Below are 21,266 nucleotides of genomic sequence, written 5' to 3'. Positions count from 1 at the left end.
GGGCTGTTCACGCTTTCTTAACATTTGTCCGCGTGCTTGGCATCAGCGTCGGATACCTCCGGCGGGGATATTTAAGCCAATGTGAAATTGCAGAGCCAATATCGGATTTGCTCTTTCTGAAATACTCCCGCCGCAGGCATCCCAGGCTTGTGTGCAGCACTGCCCTTGCCGAAAGTTTCCCCGGCAGCGCCGCAGAGTGAGGTTTGAGGCGGATTATGAAACGTGCTGGGGGCACGTTTCACCGCCGAATGGATGGCCCCCGAAGCGGCACCTGTTTTCAGGTCAGAGGTTGCCTTTGCGCACGAACAGACCGGCATCTTCGGCGGCGCGGCGCAGGGCGCGGGATTTGTTGACGGTTTCTTGGTATTCGGATTCGGGGTCGCTGTCGTAGACGACGCCGCCGCCCGCTTGGATGTAGAGCGTCTCATCCTTCAGCACGGCAGTGCGCAGGGCGATGCAGAAATCCATCTCGCCATTGCCCGCGAAATACCCCACCCCGCCGCCGTAGACGCCGCGCTTTTCGGGTTCCAGCTCGTCGATGATCTCCATCGCGCGGACTTTGGGCGCACCAGACACTGTGCCTGCGGGCAGGCCTGCGAGCAGGGCTGACAGCGCATCTTCACCGTCGGCGATTTGGCCCACCACGTTGGAGACGATGTGCATGACGTGGCTGTAACGCTCAATGATGAATTTCTCGGTGGGGCGGACGGTGCCGACTTTCGCCACCCGGCCGACATCGTTGCGGCCGAGATCAAGCAGCATCAGGTGTTCGGCGAGTTCTTTTTTATCGGCAAGCAGGTCCAACTCCAGCGCCTTGTCTTCTTCGGGCGTAGCCCCGCGCATCCGCGTGCCTGCGATGGGGCGCACGGTGACTTCGCCGTCGCGCAGGCGGACGAGGATTTCGGGACTTGCGCCAATGACTTGGAAGCCGCCGAAGTTGAAGAAGAACATGAACGGCGAGGGGTTGGTGCGGCGCAAGCTGCGATACAAAGCGAAGGGCGGCAGGGTGAAGCTTTGCGCCCAGCGTTGGCTTGGCACCACTTGGAAAATGTCCCCGGCGCGGATGTAGTCTTTCGCCTTTTCAACGGCTTGCTTGTAGCCTTCATGCGTGAAGTTCGATTTCATTTCCCCCACGGTGGCGGCTTCGCCCAGATCACGTTGGGCTGCCGGGGCGCGGTCGAGGTCGCGCAGGGCGTCCATCACCCGCTCGGCGGCTTGGGCATAGGCGGCGCGGGCCGACAGACCCGAGGCGGCCCAAGCCGGGGCGACGAGGGTGACTTCGCCTTTGACGCCATCCAGCACGGCCACCACCGAAGGGCGCATCAGCACGGCATCGGGCAGGCCCAAGGGATCGGGATTGATGTTGGGCAGGTGTTCGACAAGGCGGATCATGTCATAGCCGAGATAGCCGAACAGGCCGGAGGCAATCGCGGGCAGGCCTTCGGGCAGATCAACGCGGGATTCGGCGATCAGGGCGCGCATACTGTCGAGCGGCGCACCGGGCAAGGCGGTGAAGGCTTGCGGATCAAACCGGGCGTCGCGGTTGATCGAGGCGGTGGTGCCGTGGCATTTCCAGATCAGATCGGGCTTCATGCCGACCACGGAATAGCGCCCCCGCACTTCGCCGCCCGTCACCGATTCCAGCATGAAGGTGTCGGTGCGGGCTTCGGCCAGTTTCAGCATCAGCGAGACGGGGGTATCCAGATCGGCGGCCAAGCGGGCGTAGACCAGTTGGTTGTGACCCTGCGCCCAGCCGCGTTCAAACTGTTCAAAGGACGGCAGAAGGTTCATCGCAGGGCCTTGGTTTAAGAACGGGTCTTGGGTTTGATCTGGTCTTAGTTGTTCATCTGGGTATGGACCGCGTTGATCGCGGCTTGGTCCAAGGTGATCCCGGCAGAGGCGGTGAGGGCCGCCGTGTACAGCGCCATCACATCGTCGGAAATCGCGCGCCCCGCGTTGACGTTGATGGCGTCGCGCAAGGCGGTGGCATCTTCGCCCGTGGTGGCGGCAGCGCTGATGGAGTTGAGTTGCACCACGGCGGCGAAACCGGGAGCCTTAATCACCCGCAGATCGTTCGGCTGCATCTGGAACACCGCTTCGAGCAGGCTGGGCGGGGTGTCTTTCACAACACCTTGACGGTCGATCTGACTGGTCCGCGATACGATGCCGAAGCCGCCCAAGCTGGCACCGCCTTCGACCGCCGACTTGATCCGGGTGGCCTCGTCGCCTAGCGCTTTGGCGAGGGCGTCGGCTTGCGCAGCAGCGGTGACTTTTTCTTTGACCTTGTCGAAGGGCAGCGGCGCGGGCGGCAGGGTGCTGTCGAGTTGCATCGCCACGAGGCCGCCGTCGTCCAGCACGATGGCTTCGGGGAAATCGCCCTCGGCCATGCTGGCGGCGGTGTCGCGGAAGCCTTTGTAGGCGGTGATCGGGTCGTTGTCGTCGGCACCGGCGGCATAATCGGTGGTCGCCAAGGTCAAGCCCTGCTCTTTGGCGACATCGGCGAGGGTCGCGCCGCCTGCAAGCGCGTCATCGACCGCTTCGACTTTGCCCGAGATTTCCTTGCGGGCGGATTCGAGTTGCTGCTCCAGCGCCAGATCGGGCTTGGCTTGCTCAAAGCTGGTTTCTTGCGCGGCAAGGATCGCATTCATGCGGAAAAGGGCCGGGCCGATCGAGGACGGGAACGGGCCGACCACGCCGGGTTCTTTCAGCGCGAAGACGGCGTCACCTGCTGCGGCAAGTTCCTTTTGCGACACGTCACCCATGTCGACATCGTCAAGGCTCAGGTTACGCTCTTTCACCAGATCATCGAACGAAGTGCCTGCGTCGATGCGGGCCTTTGCGGCAGCCGCATCGGCTTCGGTGGCGAAGGCGAGGCGCTCGACAAGGCGTTTTTCCGGGATGATATAGGTGGAAAGGCGCGCCTCGTAGGTGGCTTTGAGGGCCGCTTCGTCCAAGGGCATGTCTTTGGCGAGGGTATCCGGCAGCAAGGCGACATAAGTGATGCGTTTGGCCTCGGGCCGGGTGTAGCTGTCGATATGGGCTTGGTAATAGGCTTGCAGATCGGCATCGCTCAGTGGCGGCATCAGTTTGGTCAGGGATTTTTCGGTGAGGCGCAGCATCGAGAAGCCGCGCTGCTCACCGGCCCAAGCGGCGATGGTGTCGGTCAGGGTTTGCGGCGGGGTGAGGCCGCTGGAGATCGCGGTTTGCAAGAGTTGCCGGGCGGTGTCGGCGCGCAGGCCTGCCTCAAAGCTGGATTCGGTCAGGTTGTTCTGGCGCAGAACCTCGCGGTAGGTGGTGCGGTCAAAGCCATCGACGCCTTGAAAGCTGGGGATCGCCGAGACTTTGCTGGCGACCGAAGCATCACCGACCGACAGGCCGATGCGATCAGCTTCATTGTCCAACGCGGCGCGGTCCATCACCTGTTGCAGCACTTGGCGATCGAGGCCGATGGCTTGGGCTTGTTGCAGGGTGACGGGTTGGCCGATTTGCTTGGAGAAGCCGTCCATGGCTTGGCGCAGCGAACGGGCATAGTCGTTGACGTCGATTTTGCGATCCCCGACCGTGCCGATCGAGGCGGTGCCGCCGCCGAAATTGGTGACACCAAAGCCGCCCAGACCGCCGACGATCATCGCAAGCAGCACCCATGCCATAACGGACCCGCCCCGGCGCTTTTTCTGCGGGGTGTCGTCGGAGGTATTAGGTGTCTTGGCCATGGGTCTGCCTGCTTACAAAGGTTTGGCCGCTTGTCTAAGCGGTTGCGGGGATGGGGGCAAGAGTGGGGTGGGGGATGAGTTAGGAGACAGGCTTACGTCGCATCAGGGGTGATACGTCGACATCGCAGCCAAATTCATGTTTTATATCAGCCTCAAGCGCGCGCACTCGCGCCTTTGCTGCCGCGTCGATTGCACCGAGATCGGGAATATCCCCCGAGGCATTGGCCGCTTGCATCGCGGCGTGCATTTGGTTTCCAGCATCCGTTCCTATGACTTTGACCCGCGCTTGAAGTGCGACATGGGCCGCGTTTGCGCGCGCTTCGGCTTCGGCAGCATCTGTCGTGATGGTGCAGCGGTAGATCAGGCTGCTTCTGCCGGAATTTGTTTCCAGTGCGATGATCAGTTGCGGGCCAGAGGTGAGCCACCAAATGATCAGCGCCAGTAATGCGGCACCAGCGGCTGCAACGAGGGTTTTATTGCGCATATTCAGCCCTTGAACGCTGCCAGCCTTCGGAATGTCTCGGCTATACCCGCTTGATCGACATTGGCGAAGGCGATGCGGATTTGACGTTTGCCGTCTGGCGAGCCTTCTGGTTGGAACATGGTGCCGGGGAGCATCAGGAGGCCAGCCTCAGCCACAAGGCGTTTGCAGAGGGCGTCTGATGCCAGCGGGTAGGGGTGTTCGACATAGGCGAAGTACGCGCCGCAGCCGAGCAGTTTCCAGTCGGGCAGGGCGGAGAAGCCTGCGACCATCGCGGCGCGGCGGGCGAGGATTTCGGCGCGTTCGCCTGCGAGCCATTGGGCGAGGTTTTGCATGCCCCAGAGGGCGCCGATCTGGCCCAACTGGCTGGGGCAGATGGCTACTGTGTCGAGGAATTTCTCAATCTGGAACAGGCGTTCGGCGGAGGCGGTGACGGCCCCGACGCGGTGGCCGGTCAGGCGGTAGGCTTTCGAGAAGCTGTAAAGTTGGATCAGGGTGTCGTGCCAGTCGGGGTCGGTGAACAGATCATGTGGGCGGCCGATGCGGCTGTCGAAGTCGCGGTATGTCTCGTCCACGATCAGGGCGATGCCCTTTGAGCGGCAGAGGTCGCGGAAGGCGGTGAGGGTTTCGGCGGGGTATTCGACGCCGCCGGGGTTATTGGGGCTGACGAGGACGATGGCGCGAGTGTGCTCGGTGATAAGCCGCTCGGCGGCTTCGGCTTCGGGGATCAGGCCGGGACCAGCGGCAAGGGGGACGGTCTTAACCCCTTGCATATCCAGCCACATTTTATGGTTGAAATACCAGGGGGTTGGCAGGATTACCTCATCCCCTGCGCCAGCAAGGGTGGACATCACAGCACAGAAGGCTTGGTTGCAGCCTTGGGTGATCGCGGTTTGGCTTTCCAGCACGGTGCCGCCATAGGCCGCGGACCATTGTTTCGCAACCTCGGCGCGCAGGGCGGGCAGGCCTAGCACTGGGCCGTAAAGATGGGCGTCGGGATTGTTCAGTGCGGCATCGGCCAAAGCCTGCCGCAGACCCAACGGCGGGCTTTCGACGGGGGCGGCTTGGCTGATGTTGATCAGCGGGCGCTCGGGCGGGAAGGTCACACCGGCCAGCCAGCGCCGCGCCTCCATCACCGGCGGCGGATCGGTGGCAGCCATGGCTGGGTTGAGGGGGTGGATCATCTTGGGTGCCTCCTTGCCGGCCCCGCTTCGGCGGGCGTCATTGCTTTGCGCCGCAGTGTTGACGGATGCGGGCCTGAGTTCAAGCGAGAAGCGTTCGCGCGGCACTGTCCCTTATCCCCTCGCCGCCCCGGCCTTGAGCCGGGGCCTCCTGCTCTTAGGCAACCGACGCCGCCCCGGCTCAGGGCCGGGGCGGCGTGGTTATAGGGGCAGGTCTTAGAGCGCGGCGGCCTTGGCGCTGCGCTTGACTTTCAGGGCTTTGTATTCCTGCCAGACCAGTGCGATCATCATCAGATCGAAGAACGCCAGCAGCAGCAGGAACGGCGAGCCTGAGTGCTGAAACTCAAACAGTTGGTAAATCACGAAGCCCGACAGCACCACCATCGCCGCCGGATAAGCCCAGAGGATGCGGGCCCAGAGCATCACCACCATCGCCAGTTTCAGCCCGCCATGCAGCAGCAGATACCAGCCGTAGAAGTCTTGGGTGGCAACCGGAAAGCCCTCCATCGCGCGTTGGGTCCAAGCGGCGAGGGTGTCGGTGGGGTGCTCGGCGATCTGGTAATGGGTCAGCCAGTAGAGCAGCCGCGCTATGGGGGCATTTGGGGTCAAAAGCAGGCCGAGGCCCGCCAGAAACTCGGCGGAACACAGCAAGCCCTTGATCGCAAGGCTGGTCTCGAACAGCCAATGCAGCACGCGGGCTTTGCTGGGGCGGGCGGGGGCTTTCATGCTTAGAGGCCCTGCGTCTGCCGGAACTGTATCAAGGAGGCGCGCACGGGGCAGGGGCAGACGAGCATGAGGCGGCCTTTCCGTTGCCCAGAGGTTGGGCACGCGGATATGGCGCAGATAGCGGTGCGGTTGCAAGCCCTGTTACAAAGGCTTCAAGCAGCCGTCATCTGGGGTTGGGGGTCAGTCTGCGCCGCGGAAGGGCTGGACGTATTGCAGCGCCATATCCCACGGGAAGAAGATCCAAGTGTCTTGGCTGACCTCGGTGATATAGCTGTCGACCTGCGGCTTGCCGGAAGGTTTGGCGTAGACGGTGGCGAAATGCGCGTTGGGGTAGAGTTTGCGCACGACTTCCAGCGTTTTGCCGCTGTCGACCAGATCATCGACGATCAGAATCCCGGTGCCGTCACCCATCAGATCCGCTTGCGGGGCTTTGATTACTTCCGGCACTGAGCCTTGGGTCTGGTGGTTGTAGCTTTTGATCGAGATGGTATCGACGCGGCGGATGTCGAGTTCTCGCGCAACAATCATCGCAGGCACCAGACCGCCGCGGGTGATGCCGACCACGGCTTTCCACAACCCGTTGTCCGGCCCCTTGCCATCCAGCCGCCACGCCAACGCGCGGCTGTCGCGGTGCATCTGATCCCAACTGACGTGAAAGCCTTTTTCATGCGGCAAGCGGTCGTTCATGGCGGGCCCTTTCAGGTGGCGGCGATCTTGAGGCCAAGGATGGCAAGCATACCACCAAAGCATCGGTCGATGATGGATTTCAGGCTGATATAGGCGGCCTTTGAGCGGTGGAAGGAAAAGATGCGGGCCACAACCGTGTTCCAGATCGTCTCATTCAGGAACACCACTGTGAGCAGGGCGGCGTAGACCCAAGCCGGGGTGTGCGGCGGTACGGTGCCGACGAAGATCGCCGAGAACAGAACGGCGGGCTTGGGGTTGGCAAGTTGGGTAATCAGGCCGAGGCGGAACGCCGACCAAGCGGTGCGCGGCGGGCGCGTGGTTTCTGACATGTCCAGCGGCTGATCAGCGGATTTCCACATGCCCCAGGCCATGTAGATCAGATAGAGCCCGCCCACGATTTTCAGCGCGTAAAGCAAGGCGGGAGCGGCTTGGAACACCAGGTTCAGGCCAAACAGCGCCGCCATCGCCCAGATAACGCCACCAATGCCAATGCCGCAGGCTAAGAAAAACCCGGTGCGCAGGCCCTCGATCACACCAGTGCGCGCCGACATCAGCACGGCGGGGCCGGGGCTAATGGCCACCATCAGATGCAGGAAGGCGACGGCGAGGAAGGCGGTGAGGGTCATCGGTTTGCTCCCTATGGGTTGCGCGGGCTTAGTCCTTACGGCCGGTCACTACGTCAATATCCGGGGCATCGACGGCTTTCATGCCGACGACATGATAGCCCGCATCGACATGCAGGTTCTCGCCGGTGGTGCCAGAGCCGAGATCGGACAGCAGGTAAAGTGCCGCCTTGCCGACTTCCTCTTGCGTGACATTGCGACGCAGCGGGCTGTTGAGTTCGTTCCACTTCATGATGTAGCGGAAATCGCCGATGCCACTCGCGGCCAAGGTTTTGATCGGGCCTGCCGATATCGCATTGACCCGGATGCCATCTTTGCCAAGGTCTTCGGCGAGATATTTGACGCTTGCCTCAAGGCCCGCTTTGGCCACGCCCATCACGTTGTAATGCGGCATGACTTTTTCTGCACCGTAATAGGTCAGGGTCAGCAGAGAGCCGCCTTGGTTCATCATCGCGCAAGCGCGCTGGCAGACGGCGGTGAATGAATAGACCGAAATATCCATCGTCATCAGGAAGTTAGCGCGGCTGGTGTCAACGTAGCGACCGCGCAGCTCGGCTTTATCCGAGAAACCAATGGCGTGGACGACGAAATCAATCTTGCCCCACAGCTCGGCCAGATGGGCGAACAAAGCGTCAATCGACGCCTCATCCGAGACATCACATTCGACGAAGGTGTTCATGCCGATCGAGGCGGCGAGCGGTTCGACGCGCTTTTTCAGCGCCTCGCCCTGATAGGAAAACGCAATTTCAGCACCTTGCGCGGCAATGGCTTGTGCGATGCCCCAAGCGATGGATTTGTCATTGGCCAGCCCCATGATCAGCCCACGTTTGCCCGCCATAAGCGGGCCCGTCACGAGTCCAGTTGACATTCGGTCTTCCCCGTCCACCTTATTTCCTGAAAAAGCTGTGTAGGCGAAAGGTTGCTCTGCATCAAGAGAGAGCGTCAGGGCGAAGTTTGGGCCGCAGGTTTGGGCCCCGGAAGGAAAGATCATGGACAGAAGCGGAATTTTTGCGGGCGATGACCCGTTTGCGCTGGCGAAAAGCTGGTTGACGGCGGCGGAAGCCACCGAACCGAACGATCCCAATGCGATTGCGCTGGCGACGGTGGACCCGGACGGGTTGCCGAATGTGAGGATGGTTTTGCTGAAGGATATCGAGCCTGACTCTTTCGTGTTTTACACCAACTATGGCTCGGCCAAGGGCCGCGAATTGGATGCTTCCGGCAAGGTGGCCTTTGTGCTGCATTGGAAAAGCCTGCGCCGTCAGATTCGGGTGCGCGGTTTGGTCAGCCGTGAGGAGGGCAAGCCTGCGGATGACTATTACGCCAGCCGCAGTCTGAAGTCGCGGTTGGGGGCTTGGGCCTCGGATCAATCGCAGCCACTTTCCTCCCGGCTGAGTTTGATGGCAGAGGTGGCAAAAGTCACCGCCGCTAAGGGTGCAAATCCCACACGCCCGCCGTTCTGGGGCGGCTTCCGCATTGTTCCTTTAGAGATGGAGTTCTGGGCTGACGGCAACTTCAGGTTGCATGATCGCTTTCGATGGTCACGTCAAGCTATTGATAAACCGTGGGAAATTTTGCGCCTTAACCCGTAAATTTCACGAAGCGTGAAATGATCTGTGCATAAATGCAGAAAAAATAGCACTTGCAACGCCGGGGAATATGACCGCATGACTAGGCCTTAAGGGGCTTTATCTGGGGAAACGGCCTTCTATGAATGATGAAGAAATGGACGTGCAAATTCTGCACGGCCTCGTGAAGTGGTTCGATCCAGCCAAGGGTTTTGGCTTTATAGTCGCAGAGGGACACTCTGGGGATATATTGCTCCATGCCAATGTGCTGCGGAATTATGGGCAAAGCTCGGTCGCTGATGGCGCCGGGATCACGGTAAAAGTGCAACAAACCCAACGGGGTGTGCAAGCGGTGGAGGTCGTGAAGATCGAACCTCCGGCTGGGTCGGTGTTTCCCTTGGGGGAAGATACCGAGCATACAACGCCGGAAGAAATCGCGATCCTGCCGATGGAACCGGCGCGGGTGAAGTGGTTCGACAAGGGCAAAGGCTTTGGCTTTGCCAATGTGTTTGGCCGCAACGAAGATGTTTTCGTGCATGTCGAAGTGCTGCGCCATTCCGGTTTTGCCGATCTTTCAGCGGGCGAGGCGGTCTGCCTGCGCATCGTTGAAGGCAAACGTGGGCGTATGGCGGTGCAGGTGTTGTCATGGGAAGCGGCGGTTCATCTCTGATCGTGTTGGCTTTGGTGTTTGGGGGGGCTGCCCATGCGGGTTGCGCCCCTGATACCGTTGAGCTGCGCGGGCCCTCGGGCGTGCAGCGGTTTTCGGTGGAAATCGCCGATTCCGAGGCAGAGCGCAGTCAGGGCTTGATGTTTCGCGAAAAGATGCCCGCTTCGGCGGGGATGCTGTTTGTTTATGAGCAGCCGAAACACGCCTATTTCTGGATGAAAAACACCTTGTTGCCGTTGGATATGGTGTTCGCCGATGCCTCTGGGCTGGTGACGGCAGTCCATAGCGACGCCGTGCCGATGGACGAGACGCCGATTGATGGCGGCGCGGGCGTGGCCGTGGTGTTGGAGATCAACGCAGGCTTGGCCAAGCGGATGGGGATTGCGCCGGGGGTGGTGCTGCGCAGCGCGGCTTTGGATCAATCTGTCGCGGCGTGGCGTTGTTCGGACGAGTAAGCCGTTTCGCTGATTTGCAAATCAAATGGCTTTGACACGGCTAGAAGTGCTTTAGCGACTTTTCAATCCCGATAAAGCGCGTTATGAGGCTGGCAGTCGGGGCGTAGCGCAGTCTGGTAGCGCATCTGGTTTGGGACCAGAGGGCCGGGGGTTCAAATCCTCTCGCCCCGACCAATTTCCCAAAATTGCCAATGTCTTCTCAATATTATGATGCGAACAGCGCGCAGGGCATCTGATGTGTTGCCTTGTCCGAGCCGAGCGGGCAGGCCATATCTGTGGCAAAGGAGCCCCGCGATGATCCAGTTTGACAATTCCTATTTGCGCGATCTGCCCGGCACATATCTGCGGCAAGCGCCGGATGTGGCGCCTGCGCCCGCGCTGGTGGTGCTGAATGAGCCGCTGGCGGCGGAATTGGGCCTGATGATCGAGGATCCGGCAGGCTGGTTCTCCGGTGCTGTGGTGCCGGAGGGCGCTGAACCTGCGGCTTTGGCCTATGCCGGGCATCAGTTTGGCGGGTTCTCGCCCAGTTTGGGCGACGGGCGGGCGCATCTGCTGGGCGAGTTCCTTGGGTCAGACGGGCGGCGCTGGGATTTGCAGCTGAAAGGCTCCGGCCGCACGCCGTTTTCGCGCGGCGGCGATGGCAAGGCGGCGCTGGGGCCGATGCTGCGGGAATATCTGATTTCCGAGGCGATGGCGGCGTTGCGGATTCCCACGACTCGGTCGCTGGCGGTGGTGACGACGGGGGGACAGGTTTTGCGCGAAGCGGGGCCGTTGCCGGGGGCGGTGGTGGCGCGGGTGGCGGCCAGCCACATCCGGGTCGGCACGTTTCAATTTTTCCACGCGCGCGGCGAGGTGGATAAGCTGCGGGCCTTGTTGGATTATACCATCGCGCGGCATTATCCGGGGGTGGAGGGCGCGCTGGGACTGTTCGATGCGGTTGTGGCGGCGCAAGCGCGGTTGATCGCGCAATGGATGGGGGTGGGCTTCATCCATGGCGTGATGAACACTGATAATATGGCGCTGTCGGGCGAGACGATTGACTATGGGCCCTGCGCGTTCATGGAGGCCTATGCGCCGGGGACGGTGTTTTCCTCGATTGATCGGCAGGGGCGCTATGCCTATGCCAATCAGCCGCTGATTCTGGGCTGGAATCTGGCGCGTCTGGCCGAGACTTTGCTGCCGTTTTTCGATGTGGATGCCGAGCGCGCGGTCGATCTGGCGAACGCGCGGCTGGAGGGGATCGCGGAGATTTATCGGGCGGAATGGGTCGCGGTGATGCGGGCCAAGCTGGGGTTGCTCGGCGAAGATGCGGGCGACGGCGCGCTGGCGGATGATTTTCTGCTGGCGATCCAAGGGGTTGATTGGACGCTGGCGTTTCGGCGTCTGGCGGGGGCGGTGGAGGATGAGGCCGCCCTTTTGTCCTTGTTCGAAGATGGCGCGGCAATCAAAGCTTGGCTGCCACGCTGGCGTGCACGGCTGCAGGAGGACGCGGCGGTCGCGATGTTGGCGGTAAACCCAGCCGTTATTCCGCGCAATCATCTGGTGGAGGCTGCACTGGAGGCGGCGACTTTGGGCGATCTGGCACCGTTTCAGGCGCTGTTGGTGCAGGTGCGCGATCCGTTTGCGACGGAAGCGGGGCGCGAGGGGTTCACCCTGCCCGCACCGACGGGGTTTGGCCGCTATGTCACCTATTGCGGCACCTGAGCCCGGCAGCGTGACGGGGGGGCGGAATTCGCGCGAATTCCGGCACGATTTCCGCGCGGAAATCGGCGTGGTGTGGGCTGGGGCGTTGACGGATGGCTTCTGTCTAGGCAGGGTAGCACGATGAATCCGAGGTCTGATATCCATGACAGGTTGGCGGCCTCGTTGCGTGAGGCGCGCAAGGCGCGTGGGCTGAGCCTTGATGCCGTGGCCAAGCTATCCGGGGTCAGCCGATCCATGGTCAGCCAGATTGAGCGGGGGGAATCCTCGCCGACCGTGGCGACCTTGTGGAACCTGACGCAGGCCTTGCAGGTGGATTTCGCCGGGCTTTTGGAGGGGCGGCCTGAGGTGGGGATCGAAGTGATCCGCGCGGGTGCTGCTCCGGTGATCGGCGGCCGTGGTGTTGGGGTTTCCATCCGTATCCTGTCGCCTGCCGATGCGGTGGGCGAGCATGAGGTGTATGATTTGCGCTTGGCTGCCAATGGCTTGCTGGAATCCGAGCCACATTCTGCGGGCTGCCGCGAGCATCTGACGGTGATCGAAGGCCAGATCCGGGTGCGCTCGGGTGAGGATGAGCAGGTGTTGGGGCCGGGCGATACCGCGCGTTATCCGGCGGACCGCGATCATGCGATTGCGGCCGAGGCGGGTGCTGCGCGGGCTTTGCTGATCGTGCAGGATAGTTGAGGCGGGCGGGGGCTAGCCCCCGCACCCCCAGGATATTTAGGCCAATGTGAAATGGAATCCGGTTGAGCGGACGGATTTCCGTTATGTTGACTTTCACTTTGGTCTGCGGTTATATCCGTTAAGTTGGAGGAAATTCTGCCATGACAGATACAGGCTTTCTAAACCATTTGCGCACTACGCTTGCCGGGATTGAGGCCGATGGGCTGATGAAACGGGAGCGGTTGATTGAGGGGGGGCAAGGCGCGCGGGTGCGGGTGGCGGGGCGCGAGATGCTCAACCTTTGCGCCAACAATTATCTGGGCTTGGCGGATGATCCTCGGCTGGTGCAGGCTGCCAAGGCGGCGATGGACAGCCACGGCTATGGCATGGCCTCGGTGCGCTTCATTTGTGGGACGCAAGATTTGCATCGCCAGTTGGAGACGCGGATTGCGGATTACCTCGGGATGGAAGATTCGATCCTGTTTGCCGCCTGTTTTGACGCCAATGGCGGGCTGTTTGAGCCGCTGTTGGGCGAGGCGGATGCGATTGTCTCGGACAGCCTTAACCACGCCTCGATCATTGACGGCGTGCGGCTGTGCAAGGCCAAGCGCTATCGCTTTGCCAATAACGACATGGTCGATCTTGAGGTGCAGCTTGCGACCGCCGTGAGGGATGGTGCGCGGTTTATCATGATTGCGACCGATGGTGTGTTTTCGATGGACGGCACCCTCGCCAACTTGCCCGCGATTGCGGCTTTGGCCGAGAAATACGGCGCGTTGACCATGGTGGATGATTGCCATGCCACCGGGTTCATGGGGCCGCAGGGGCGGGGGACGCCGTTTCATGCCGGGGTGAAGGTTGACGTGTTGACCGGGACTTTGGGCAAGGCGCTTGGCGGGGCTTTGGGCGGCTATATCGCCGGACCGCAGCCAATGGTTGATTTGCTCAGGCAGCGGGCGCGGCCATATTTGTTCTCTAATGCCTTGCCGCCTGCGGTGGTTGGGGCGGCACTTGTGGCATTGGATATTGTGGAGGGCGCGGATGATCTGCGCGCGCAGTTGTTCCACAATGCCGCCTATTGGCGAGCGGGGTTGGAGGCGATTGGCTTCCGTCTGCTGCCCGGTGAGCATCCGATTGTGCCGGTCATGTTGGGCGATGCGCCGCTTGCGCAGAGTTTTGCGCGGGCGCTGGATGCGCGCGGGGTGATGGTTTCGGCGTTTTTCTATCCGGTGGTGCCGCATGGTGGGGCGCGGATAAGGACGCAGATGAACGCTGCGCTAACCGTGGATGATTTGGATTTTGCGCTGGCGGCGTTTGAGGCGGCGGGTAGGGAAGTGAGGGCGATCCGATGAAGGCTTTGGTCAAGGCGAAGGCGGAAGTTGGGCTTTGGATGCAAGAGCGTGCCGTGCCCGAGATTGGGCCGGAGGATGTGTTGATCAAGGTGAAGAAGACCGGGATCTGCGGCACCGATATTCACATCTGGAACTGGGATGAATGGGCGGCTCGGACGGTGCCTGTTGGCCTTGTGACCGGGCATGAGTTTGCTGGCGAGATCGTGGCAAAGGGGACTTTGGTTGAGGGGCTGGCGATTGGTCAGCGTTGTTCGGGCGAGGGGCATTTGATCGGGAAGTTGTCTCGCCAGTCGCGGGCGGGGAAGTTCCATCTTGATCCGGCGACGCGCGGGATTGGGGTGAACGAGCCGGGGGCGTTCGCGGAATATCTGCGGCTGCCTGCGTTCAATGTGGTGCCTTTACCGGATAGCATTGATGATGAGATTGGCGCGATCCTCGATCCGCTGGGCAATGCGGTGCATACGGCCTTGAGTTTTGATCTGGTCGGCGAGGATGTTTTGATCACCGGGGCGGGGCCGATCGGGATCATGGCAGCGGCGGTGGCGCGGCATGTTGGGGCGCGGCACGTGGTGATCACGGATATTAATCCGGCGCGGTTGAAGCTGGCGGCGGAAGTGGCGGATGTGACGCCGGTGAATGTGGCTTCCGAGGATTTGAAGGATGTGATGGCGCGGTTGAAGATCGTGCAGGGCTTTGATGTTGGCATGGAGATGTCGGGCAATCAGCGCGGCTTGGATCAGATGATTGAGGCCATGGTGATGGGCGGCAAGATCGCGATGTTGGGGATTCCGCCGGGGAAATCTCCGGTGGATTGGAGCCGGATCGTGTTCAAGGCGATCACGATCAAGGGTGTCTACGGGCGTGAGATTTTTGAGACCTGGTACAAGATGATCGCGATGCTGGAGAATGGGCTGGATGTGCGAAAAGTCATCACCCACCGTTTTGGGATGGATGAGTTTCAGACCGGGTTTGAGGTGATGAGATCCGGGCAGTCGGGCAAGGTGGTGCTGGACTGGGCGTGAGCTGTCCGCGTGTGGACAGGCTGTCTGTCTGTGGAAAATCAAGGGGTTAAGCGGGGCTTGTTCAGACCTTGTTAACCGTTGTGCGGGTTTTGCGTTGGGGAGGGGAGGCGGAACACGCCTCCCCTTCGTGCGTTTATTCGGCCTGATCGGCGGGTTTGGCGTTGAGCATGGCGTATTTTTCTTCGCCCAGACGGCCCAGCAAACCAAGCTGAGTTTCCAGAAAGTCGATGTGGCCTTCCTCGTCTGCGGTCAATTCGTCAAACAGCGCGCGGGTGACGAAATCGCCGACCTGATCGCAGTAGCGCCGCGCCTCGATATAGAGGGTGCGGGCCTCATGCTCGGCGGCAAGATCGGCTTCCAGCGTTTCGCGCGGAGTTTGGCCGATGCGCAGGGAGTCGAGCTTTTGCAGGTTCGGATGGCCTTCAAGAAAGATGATCCGGGTGATCAGCCTGTCAGCGTGGTGCATCTCTTCGATGCTTTCGGCCCGGCTTTTCGCGGCCAGATGGCCCAGGCCCCAATCATCTTGCAGACGGTAATGCAGCCAATACTGGCTGACGGCGGTCAGTTCAGAGCGCAGCGCCGCGTTGAGATACTCGATGACTTTGGGGTCGCCCTTCATCGGACATTCCTTTCACGCTGCGCAAATTCGGCATCTGATGGCCAGACGCCACCGCCGACACAACCCCGAAATTCGCAGATTGTCGCATCGTGTCAAGGAACAAGGGCATACAGCCGCCGCAGTCGGCGCGTTTGCCCAAGGCATGATAGATTTTTCCCGGCGTGATGATGGTGTCGGGATCGGACGCGCGCATCCAATCGACGGCGGCGCGGATGTCATGGTCCGAGATGGTTTGGCAGTGGCAGACGATCACGAGGGACACCGTATGTCGAAAGGCTTGCTGCGATAACCTAGCGAAACGGTAGGGATTGTAAACCTGATTCTTTTACTTGGGGATTGTTGATTAAAGCTTTGGCGGCAGAGCAGTGGCCTTGCGTGCCGTGCCGGCCTAAACCAAAGTCTCAGGCGTATCGCCTTGGCGACAACTGCCAGGATGATGGCGCGGCCCGTGCCGCAGGATGAACCGCGACAGCGCAATCAGGAAAGCCCGACCGTGACAGATATTGCTCAGTTGTTTCAGGATCAGTTGGCGCAGGCGCAGATCTGGCAGGCGTCGATTCAGCGCATGCTGGATTTGGCGGCGGCGGCGGTTTTTGCGGTGACGGGGGCGCTGGTCGCGTCGCGCAAGCAGATGGATATCGTGGGATTTCTGTGGCTTGGGGTAGTGACAGGGGTGGGCGGTGGCACCTTGCGCGACCTGCTGCTGGGCGTTCCGGTGTTCTGGGTGATTGATCCGGCCCCGGTTGCGGTCTGTCTGGCGGTTGCGGCGCTGGTGCATTTTGGCGCGCATCTGCTGGGGTCGCGCTACCGGGTGGTGCTGTATCTCGATGCGTTCGGCATGGCTTTGGTGACGATTGCCGGCACCAGCAAGGGGTTGGATGCGGGGGCGGGACCGCTGGTTGCGGTGGTGATGGGGGTGATCACGGCGGCCTTCGGCGGCATTATCCGCGATTTGCTGGGACAAGAGCCGTCGATTCTGCTGCGGCGGGAAATCTATGTATCGGCCTCGGCAGTGGGCGCGGTGCTGTTTGTCGGGCTGATTGCGCTTGGTTTTTCGCGCGATGCGGCGATGGCGGTGGGATTGACGGCGGCTTGCCTGATCCGGGTTCTGGCCATTCGCTTTGACTGGGCGCTGCCAGTGTTTCGCCCGCGCCCCGAGCGCCCACCGCTTTGATAAAGTGTCAGGATTTCGGGGAACCTATGGAGGCGGGTATCGGAATCGAACCGATCTACATGGATTTGCAATCCAGCGCATAGCCTGCCTGCCCACCCGCCTCAATGTTTGGGTGAGATAGGGGATATGGGCGGGGGGTGCAAGGGGTTTATCGGGTTTTGGCGGCTGCGGGTTGTGGTTGGCGGGGTTGTGGGTGTGTATTCTGAGTGAAACAGTCAGATAAAGCACTGTGATGCAGTTTGTTGGAACCTTTGCCACGCCGAACGCCTCGAAATACTTGCAGCAGTTGTGCAAGCATTTTGCTCATAAGATTGAGGTCAGTTTTGATGAAACCTCTGGGCGGCTTCCGTTTACTTTGGGCGTGGCCGAGGTGCGTGCCACGGCGGAGGCGTTTGAGGTGCGGTTTGCCGAGGTGGTCGATGATTGGCGGGCGGATGCAAAATCGGTGATTGATAAGCATCTGGAGCGGTTTGCGTTTCGTGAAGGGTTTACCGCGATGGAGTGGCAGGATTGAGCGCGATCAAATCGGGCCTGTAAAAACCAAAAAGGCCGCTCGGGTGAGCGGCCTTTTTGATACTGGAGCGGGCGATGAGATTCGAACTCACGACCCTAACCTTGGCAAGGTTATGCTCTACCCCTGAGCTACGCCCGCACTCCGTGAGGGGTATTTAGCGAGGTGTGGGGGGCGGTGCAAGGGCTAATTCAGCGGAAATTTGCGCGGGGTTTGGTGAGAGACGTGTGCCGTTTTTCCAGACGCCGTTGAGGCCCCAGTTGGCATCGAAATGCACCAGATCGGCTGGGGTGCCGGGGCGGAGTTGACCGGCGCTTGCACCGATCAGGCGGGAGGGGATGCTGGTGGCCATGGCCAGCGCGCGGGTGGGGGCTTGGCCGAGTTGGGTGATCAGGAAGGCCACGGCTTGCGGCAGGCTGAGGTCGGCTCCGGCGAGGGTGCCATCGGCGAGCAGAAGGCGGCCGTTTTGGCGTAGGATTTTGCGGTGTCCGAGGGTGAATTCGGTGAGGTCAGTGCCCGCGACCGCCATCGCGTCAGAGACGAGGAACAGCCCGTCTGGCCGGGCGGCGAGGGCCGTGCGCAGGGTGGCGGGGTGGACGTGCAGGCCGTCGGCGATGATCCCGGCGTGCAGGGTGCCAGACAGCACCGCACCAACAAGGCCGGGCTCGCGGTTGCCGAGTTGCGACATGGCGTTGAACAGATGGGTGACGCAAGCCGCACCGGCTTTGGTGGCGGCGGTGGCTTGGTCGTAGGTGGATTCGGTGTGGCCGAGGGAGATTATCGCTCCGGCTTGGGTCAGTTTTGTGATTTGGGCGAGCGTGACCGAGGCGGGGGCGAGGGTCAGCATCAGGGCGGGAAGCTGGGCGGCGGCGGCGCAGAGTTCGGCCAGATCGGCGTCGGTCATTGGGCGGATCAGCGCGGGGTCGTGGGCACCTTGGCGTTTGGGGTCGAGGTGGGGGCCTTCAAGATGCAGGCCGAGAAAGCCGGGGGTTTTGGCCTTTGCGGCGGCGATGCCTGCGGCGATCACGGCGGTGGTGGCGGCGGGCGTGTCGGTGATCAGGGTGGGCAAGATACCCGTCGCGCCAAGGCGGGCGTGGGCGGCGCAGATGGTGGCGATGCTTTGGACGGTGGCGGTGCCGTCGAGCATGATCCCCGCACCACCGTTGACTTGCAGATCAATCAGGCCGGGGGCGAGGGTGCCGCTGAGAGTTTGGCGTGGGCCGTCGGGGGCTTGGGTGATGGGCAGGAGGGCGGCGATCTCGCCTGCCTCGATCACCACGGCATGATCGGGCCGCATTTCGGTGCCGTCGAACACTTGCGGGGCGGTGAGGATCAGGCGGGTCATAGCGTTTTCGTCACTTTGCGCAGATGCGGCGGGGTGTCGGGGTCGAAACCGCGGCGGCGGGCGAGTTGTTCGACAAAGTGGTAAAAGCTGACGCCGGTGACGAGGGGGGCGACGAGGGGGTGCAGGCCGCGGGCGGCGGGCAGGGTGGTGCAGCCTGCGGCGGTTGCTCCGGTGAGGAAGACATCGGCACCTTGGGCGGCAAGACGCTCGGCTGTGGCGGTGATTTGCGGCAGGGCGGCGTCTTCGACGGCGAGGGCGAGGACGGGGAAGCGTTCTTGCACGATGGCGGAGGGGCCGTGCAGGACTTCGGCTGCGGAATAGCCTTCGGCGTGGAGGCCGCAGGTTTCCTTGAACTTTAGCGCCACTTCGGAGGCGATGGCAAAGCCGGGGCCACGGCCTAGCACGAAGGCTTGTTGCGCGCGCGAGAGGCGATTGGAGAGGGCGGACCAGTCTTGTTTAAGCGCCTCGGCGAAGGCGCGGGGCAGGTCGGCGACGGCTGTGCGCAGGTCGGCGTCGTTTTGCCACTCGGCCAGCAGCGCAAGGCCTGCGACCACAGAACTGACGAAGGTTTTGGTGGCGGCGACGCTTTTCTCCTCGCCTGCGGCGAGGGGCAGGCAATGCGCGGCGGCTTGCGCCATTGGGGCATCGGCGAAGTTGGTGATGGCGATGGTGAGGGCACCACCGGCGCGGGCGGCTTCGGTCATTGCCACGATGTCGGGGCTTTTGCCGGATTGCGAAATGCCGATGCAGGCGGCATTGGCCAAGTGCAGTGGGCGGCCGTAGATTGAGGCGATCGAGGGGCCGACCGAGGCGACCGGGATGCCTGCCAAGAGTTCGACGGCGTATTTCAGGTAGGTGGCGGCGTGATCCGACGAGCCGCGTGCGACGGTGACGATCAGCTGGGGGTTGGCTTGGCGCATCGCTGCAGCGGCGGCTTGGATTTGGGCGGCGCTTTCAGTCAGAAAGCGCTGGGTGGCTTCGGGGATTTCGGCCACTTCGCGTGCCATGTGGGTTTCAAGGTTGGTCATGCGCTTGGTCCTTCGTCTTCGGGGCCGATTTGAAGTTCGGCTGCAAAATCATAGGCATCGCCGCGATAGATCGAGCGGGTGAACTCGACCACCGCGCCGCTGGCGAGGTAGGAAATCCGCTCAATGCGCAGGCCAGCAGCGCCCACGGGCACATGCAGCAGATCAGCGTCGCGCTTGCCCAGATTGGCGGCGGAAATGCGTTGTACGGCGCGCACTGGGCGGTGGCCGCGCGCGGTGAGGGTGGCGTAGAGCGAGCGTTCAACCGAGGCGGGGTCGGGTAGGATGCTGGTGGACAGCGAGGCGCGCTCGATGGCCATCGGCTGGCCGTCAATAGTGCGGACGCGTTCCAGCCGGGCGACGCGGTCTTGGGCGGCAAGGCCAAGCGCCATGACTTCTTCTGGGGTGGGCAGGAACAGGCCGCGTTCCAACCAGCGGGATTCAGAGGTCAGGCCGCGCCGGGCCATGTCTTCGGTGAACGAGGTCAGGCGCGACAGGGATTGCTGCACCCGGCTTTGGCGGGGGGCGATGTAGCTGCCAGAGCCTTGCTTTTGCAGGACAATGCCCTTGTCGACCAGATCGGCAATCGCCTTACGCACGGTGACGCGGGAGGTGTCGGTGAGCGCGGCGATCTCGCGTTCGGGTGGCAAAAGCGTGTCGGGGGCGAGAAAACCGCTTTCGATGCCGCTTTCCAAGCGCTTGCGCAGTTGCACATAGAGCGGGCCTGCGGCGGGATTGAGCCAAAGTTGCGGGCTGAGAAATTCGGCGACGTTCATCGTGCCGCCCCCGATGCGCGGGCGGCCAGTGCAAGCGCACCGTCCAGCGCCGTGCCTTTGGCGGCAATGGTGGGCAGGTCTAGCCAGTGGGCATAGGCGGGGCCGAGGCCGCCGGTGAGGCAGAGGGCTTCGGTGGGGTTCCAGCCGACGACTTTGAGTGCCTTGCGGATATAGGCGGCCCCTTCTTGCATCAGGCGCGCACCGAGCGGATCGCCCGCTTCGGCGGCGGCGACGACATCGCGGGCGAGGCGGGCATAGTCGGAGGGCTGCGAGTTCAGCGAGAACATCACGATTTGCCCCGGATCATCGCCATGTTCTTTCAGGATAGCGCGGCTGAGGTCGGTGTGGGCGGCGAAGCCGTCCACCGCCAGCATGACTTCCTCAAGGCAGCGGCGCAAAAGCCATGCGCCCGAGGCTTGATCGCCGATGTAAAAGCCCCAGCCGCCGACACCGTGGATTTTGCCTGCGACCTGCCGCCCGATGAACGATCCGGTGCCGATGGCGGCCAGCGCGCCGTCGGCTTCGCCCAGCGCTCCGGCGATTGTGGTGGGGCGGTCGTCGGTGACGGTGACATGGGCGAAGGGCAGGTGGGCGGCGACCCGGGCGGCGATGGCGGGGCTCATCACCCCGGCAAGGCCGAGATGGGCGGTGGCGGTGGAGAGATCGGCCATGCTCAGGCCCGCGCGCTCGGCCAGTTGCGCCAAAGCGGCGTTGATGGTGGCCAGCGCTGCGTCAAAATCGGTGGAGACATTGGCTGGGCCTAAGACCACGTCATATCGGGTGTTTGGGCCTGCCAACAGGGCGGCCCGACAGGAAGTGCCGCCGCCGTCGATACCGATCAGCAGGGGGCCGATCAAGAGGGATTCTATCTGTGCCATTCAGATACCATTATGATACCTTTAAAAAAATGCAACGGTTTTATTTTCATAAATGAGTAGAAAAAGCGGATAGAGCGTGAATTTATCGGACTTAGAAGA

The 21,266-nt window shown here is 62.0% G+C and carries 23 protein-coding genes and 3 tRNA genes; 10 read left to right on the top strand and 16 right to left on the bottom strand.

Going from position 1 to position 21,266, the window contains the following annotated elements:
* Positions 1-282 precede the first annotated feature (282 nt).
* The 8 genes from trpE to fabI all read right to left on the bottom strand — a co-directional run bounded on the left by trpE (position 283) and on the right by fabI (position 8,279).
* On the bottom strand, positions 283-1,791 hold the full coding sequence (gene trpE / locus ACS5RD_RS18605; protein ID WP_489928625.1) for an anthranilate synthase component I: 1,509 nt from the start codon (positions 1,789-1,791) through the stop codon (positions 283-285).
* Positions 1,792-1,835: 44 nt separating this feature from the next.
* Entirely contained in the window at positions 1,836-3,713 is a 1,878-nt protein-coding gene (locus ACS5RD_RS18600) for a peptidylprolyl isomerase (protein WP_489928624.1), read from the bottom strand.
* A gap of 79 nt (positions 3,714-3,792) precedes the next feature.
* Positions 3,793-4,197 carry a hypothetical protein gene (locus tag ACS5RD_RS18595; RefSeq protein WP_489928623.1) on the bottom strand — a complete coding sequence of 135 codons (405 nt, stop codon included), beginning with the start codon at positions 4,195-4,197 and terminating at the stop codon, positions 3,793-3,795.
* A gap of 2 nt (positions 4,198-4,199) precedes the next feature.
* Positions 4,200-5,378, bottom strand: a complete 1,179-nt coding sequence (locus ACS5RD_RS18590; protein WP_489928622.1) for an aminotransferase — start codon at positions 5,376-5,378, stop codon at positions 4,200-4,202.
* Between the two features lie 213 nt (positions 5,379-5,591).
* Positions 5,592-6,101, bottom strand: a complete 510-nt coding sequence (locus ACS5RD_RS18585) for a DUF2127 domain-containing protein (RefSeq protein WP_489928621.1) — start codon at positions 6,099-6,101, stop codon at positions 5,592-5,594.
* Between the two features lie 180 nt (positions 6,102-6,281).
* Entirely contained in the window at positions 6,282-6,788 is a 507-nt protein-coding gene (gpt, locus tag ACS5RD_RS18580; protein ID WP_489928620.1) for a xanthine phosphoribosyltransferase, read from the bottom strand.
* Positions 6,789-6,799: 11 nt separating this feature from the next.
* Positions 6,800-7,414 (bottom strand): LysE family translocator, encoded by a 615-nt coding sequence (locus ACS5RD_RS18575; protein WP_489928619.1) that lies wholly within the window; start codon positions 7,412-7,414, stop codon positions 6,800-6,802.
* Between the two features lie 28 nt (positions 7,415-7,442).
* Positions 7,443-8,279: an enoyl-ACP reductase FabI gene (gene fabI, locus ACS5RD_RS18570; protein WP_489928618.1), complete on the bottom strand. Its 837-nt coding sequence runs from the start codon at positions 8,277-8,279 to the stop codon at positions 7,443-7,445.
* 121 nt (positions 8,280-8,400) lie between these two features.
* Between fabI and pdxH the strand changes: the two genes are divergently transcribed.
* The 8 genes from pdxH (at position 8,401) to tdh (ending at position 14,839) form a co-directional block, all read left to right on the top strand.
* Positions 8,401-9,003: a pyridoxamine 5'-phosphate oxidase gene (gene pdxH / locus ACS5RD_RS18565; protein ID WP_489928617.1), complete on the top strand. Its 603-nt coding sequence runs from the start codon at positions 8,401-8,403 to the stop codon at positions 9,001-9,003.
* A gap of 118 nt (positions 9,004-9,121) precedes the next feature.
* Positions 9,122-9,649: a cold-shock protein gene (locus tag ACS5RD_RS18560; RefSeq protein ID WP_489928616.1), complete on the top strand. Its 528-nt coding sequence runs from the start codon at positions 9,122-9,124 to the stop codon at positions 9,647-9,649.
* On the top strand, positions 9,625-10,101 hold the full coding sequence (locus ACS5RD_RS18555) for a DUF192 domain-containing protein (RefSeq protein ID WP_489928615.1): 477 nt from the start codon (positions 9,625-9,627) through the stop codon (positions 10,099-10,101). Before ACS5RD_RS18560 ends, ACS5RD_RS18555 begins: the two co-directional genes overlap by 25 nt.
* A gap of 97 nt (positions 10,102-10,198) precedes the next feature.
* Positions 10,199-10,275 (top strand) — tRNA-Pro (locus ACS5RD_RS18550).
* A gap of 120 nt (positions 10,276-10,395) precedes the next feature.
* Complete coding sequence (locus tag ACS5RD_RS18545) at positions 10,396-11,805, top strand: protein adenylyltransferase SelO (RefSeq protein WP_489928614.1); 1,410 nt, start codon at positions 10,396-10,398, stop codon at positions 11,803-11,805.
* A gap of 120 nt (positions 11,806-11,925) precedes the next feature.
* Positions 11,926-12,486: a helix-turn-helix domain-containing protein gene (locus ACS5RD_RS18540; protein ID WP_054007902.1), complete on the top strand. Its 561-nt coding sequence runs from the start codon at positions 11,926-11,928 to the stop codon at positions 12,484-12,486.
* A gap of 140 nt (positions 12,487-12,626) precedes the next feature.
* Positions 12,627-13,817: a glycine C-acetyltransferase gene (locus ACS5RD_RS18535; protein WP_489928613.1), complete on the top strand. Its 1,191-nt coding sequence runs from the start codon at positions 12,627-12,629 to the stop codon at positions 13,815-13,817.
* Entirely contained in the window at positions 13,814-14,839 is a 1,026-nt protein-coding gene (tdh, locus tag ACS5RD_RS18530) for an L-threonine 3-dehydrogenase (RefSeq protein ID WP_489928612.1), read from the top strand. Before ACS5RD_RS18535 ends, tdh begins: the two co-directional genes overlap by 4 nt.
* Before the next feature lie 133 nt (positions 14,840-14,972).
* Here tdh and bfr read toward each other — a convergent pair whose 3' ends face one another.
* Together bfr and ACS5RD_RS18520 are read right to left on the bottom strand one after the other, a co-directional pair.
* Complete coding sequence (bfr, locus tag ACS5RD_RS18525) at positions 14,973-15,458, bottom strand: bacterioferritin (protein ID WP_489928611.1); 486 nt, start codon at positions 15,456-15,458, stop codon at positions 14,973-14,975.
* Positions 15,406-15,711, bottom strand: coding sequence for a (2Fe-2S)-binding protein (locus tag ACS5RD_RS18520; protein ID WP_489931406.1), 306 nt, complete (start codon positions 15,709-15,711; stop codon positions 15,406-15,408). Before ACS5RD_RS18520 ends, bfr begins: the two co-directional genes overlap by 53 nt.
* A gap of 240 nt (positions 15,712-15,951) precedes the next feature.
* Here ACS5RD_RS18520 and ACS5RD_RS18515 point away from each other — a divergent pair, with 240 nt between their 5' ends.
* Positions 15,952-16,632 carry a trimeric intracellular cation channel family protein gene (locus ACS5RD_RS18515; RefSeq protein WP_489928610.1) on the top strand — a complete coding sequence of 227 codons (681 nt, stop codon included), beginning with the start codon at positions 15,952-15,954 and terminating at the stop codon, positions 16,630-16,632.
* A gap of 27 nt (positions 16,633-16,659) precedes the next feature.
* Here the strand turns inward: ACS5RD_RS18515 and ACS5RD_RS18510 are convergent.
* Positions 16,660-16,733 (bottom strand) — tRNA-Cys (locus tag ACS5RD_RS18510).
* Between the two features lie 131 nt (positions 16,734-16,864).
* Here ACS5RD_RS18510 and ACS5RD_RS18505 point away from each other — a divergent pair.
* Entirely contained in the window at positions 16,865-17,146 is a 282-nt protein-coding gene (locus tag ACS5RD_RS18505; protein WP_489928609.1) for a DUF2218 domain-containing protein, read from the top strand.
* A gap of 63 nt (positions 17,147-17,209) precedes the next feature.
* Here ACS5RD_RS18505 and ACS5RD_RS18500 read toward each other — a convergent pair.
* From ACS5RD_RS18500 to ACS5RD_RS18480, 5 genes are all read right to left on the bottom strand, one after another.
* Positions 17,210-17,284, bottom strand: a tRNA-Gly gene (locus ACS5RD_RS18500).
* A 16-nt stretch (positions 17,285-17,300) separates the two neighbouring features.
* On the bottom strand, positions 17,301-18,488 hold the full coding sequence (nagA, locus tag ACS5RD_RS18495; RefSeq protein ID WP_489928608.1) for an N-acetylglucosamine-6-phosphate deacetylase: 1,188 nt from the start codon (positions 18,486-18,488) through the stop codon (positions 17,301-17,303).
* Positions 18,485-19,516 carry an SIS domain-containing protein gene (locus ACS5RD_RS18490; protein WP_489928607.1) on the bottom strand — a complete coding sequence of 344 codons (1,032 nt, stop codon included), beginning with the start codon at positions 19,514-19,516 and terminating at the stop codon, positions 18,485-18,487. The genes nagA and ACS5RD_RS18490 overlap by 4 nt, the downstream gene beginning before the upstream one ends.
* The gene (locus ACS5RD_RS18485) at positions 19,513-20,289 is read right to left on the bottom strand and encodes a GntR family transcriptional regulator (protein ID WP_489928606.1); all 777 of its coding nucleotides are present in this window, start codon (positions 20,287-20,289) and stop codon (positions 19,513-19,515) included. Before ACS5RD_RS18485 ends, ACS5RD_RS18490 begins: the two co-directional genes overlap by 4 nt.
* A complete protein-coding gene (locus tag ACS5RD_RS18480) occupies positions 20,286-21,167 on the bottom strand; it encodes a glucosamine kinase nucleotide-binding domain-containing protein (RefSeq protein WP_489928605.1) in 882 nt (293 codons plus the stop codon). Before ACS5RD_RS18480 ends, ACS5RD_RS18485 begins: the two co-directional genes overlap by 4 nt.
* Positions 21,168-21,266: the final 99 nt, after the last annotated feature.

It is taken from the genome of Cypionkella sp. PAMC25878, assembly GCF_058135695.1.
Note: the sequence above shows the minus strand (reverse complement) of the source record. Positions and strands in the feature narration are given on the sequence as shown.

Bases quoted from the DNA above. Each gene is read 5' to 3' on its own strand.
- trpE (WP_489928625.1), bottom strand. From the start codon at position 1,791: ATGAACCTTCTGCCGTCCTTTGAACAGTTTGAACGCGGCTGGGCGCAG.
- ACS5RD_RS18600 (WP_489928624.1), bottom strand. From the start codon at position 3,713: ATGGCCAAGACACCTAATACCTCCGACGACACCCCGCAGAAAAAGCGC.
- ACS5RD_RS18595 (WP_489928623.1), bottom strand. From the start codon at position 4,197: ATGCGCAATAAAACCCTCGTTGCAGCCGCTGGTGCCGCATTACTGGCG.
- ACS5RD_RS18590 (WP_489928622.1), bottom strand. From the start codon at position 5,378: ATGATCCACCCCCTCAACCCAGCCATGGCTGCCACCGATCCGCCGCCG.
- ACS5RD_RS18585 (WP_489928621.1), bottom strand. From the start codon at position 6,101: ATGAAAGCCCCCGCCCGCCCCAGCAAAGCCCGCGTGCTGCATTGGCTG.
- gpt (WP_489928620.1), bottom strand. From the start codon at position 6,788: ATGAACGACCGCTTGCCGCATGAAAAAGGCTTTCACGTCAGTTGGGAT.
- ACS5RD_RS18575 (WP_489928619.1), bottom strand. From the start codon at position 7,414: ATGACCCTCACCGCCTTCCTCGCCGTCGCCTTCCTGCATCTGATGGTG.
- fabI (WP_489928618.1), bottom strand. From the start codon at position 8,279: ATGTCAACTGGACTCGTGACGGGCCCGCTTATGGCGGGCAAACGTGGG.
- pdxH (WP_489928617.1), top strand. From the start codon at position 8,401: ATGGACAGAAGCGGAATTTTTGCGGGCGATGACCCGTTTGCGCTGGCG.
- ACS5RD_RS18560 (WP_489928616.1), top strand. From the start codon at position 9,122: ATGAATGATGAAGAAATGGACGTGCAAATTCTGCACGGCCTCGTGAAG.
- ACS5RD_RS18555 (WP_489928615.1), top strand. From the start codon at position 9,625: ATGGGAAGCGGCGGTTCATCTCTGATCGTGTTGGCTTTGGTGTTTGGG.
- ACS5RD_RS18545 (WP_489928614.1), top strand. From the start codon at position 10,396: ATGATCCAGTTTGACAATTCCTATTTGCGCGATCTGCCCGGCACATAT.
- ACS5RD_RS18540 (WP_054007902.1), top strand. From the start codon at position 11,926: ATGAATCCGAGGTCTGATATCCATGACAGGTTGGCGGCCTCGTTGCGT.
- ACS5RD_RS18535 (WP_489928613.1), top strand. From the start codon at position 12,627: ATGACAGATACAGGCTTTCTAAACCATTTGCGCACTACGCTTGCCGGG.
- tdh (WP_489928612.1), top strand. From the start codon at position 13,814: ATGAAGGCTTTGGTCAAGGCGAAGGCGGAAGTTGGGCTTTGGATGCAA.
- bfr (WP_489928611.1), bottom strand. From the start codon at position 15,458: ATGAAGGGCGACCCCAAAGTCATCGAGTATCTCAACGCGGCGCTGCGC.
- ACS5RD_RS18505 (WP_489928609.1), top strand. From the start codon at position 16,865: ATGCAGTTTGTTGGAACCTTTGCCACGCCGAACGCCTCGAAATACTTG.
- nagA (WP_489928608.1), bottom strand. From the start codon at position 18,488: ATGACCCGCCTGATCCTCACCGCCCCGCAAGTGTTCGACGGCACCGAA.
- ACS5RD_RS18490 (WP_489928607.1), bottom strand. From the start codon at position 19,516: ATGACCAACCTTGAAACCCACATGGCACGCGAAGTGGCCGAAATCCCC.
- ACS5RD_RS18485 (WP_489928606.1), bottom strand. From the start codon at position 20,289: ATGAACGTCGCCGAATTTCTCAGCCCGCAACTTTGGCTCAATCCCGCC.
- ACS5RD_RS18480 (WP_489928605.1), bottom strand. From the start codon at position 21,167: ATGGCACAGATAGAATCCCTCTTGATCGGCCCCCTGCTGATCGGTATC.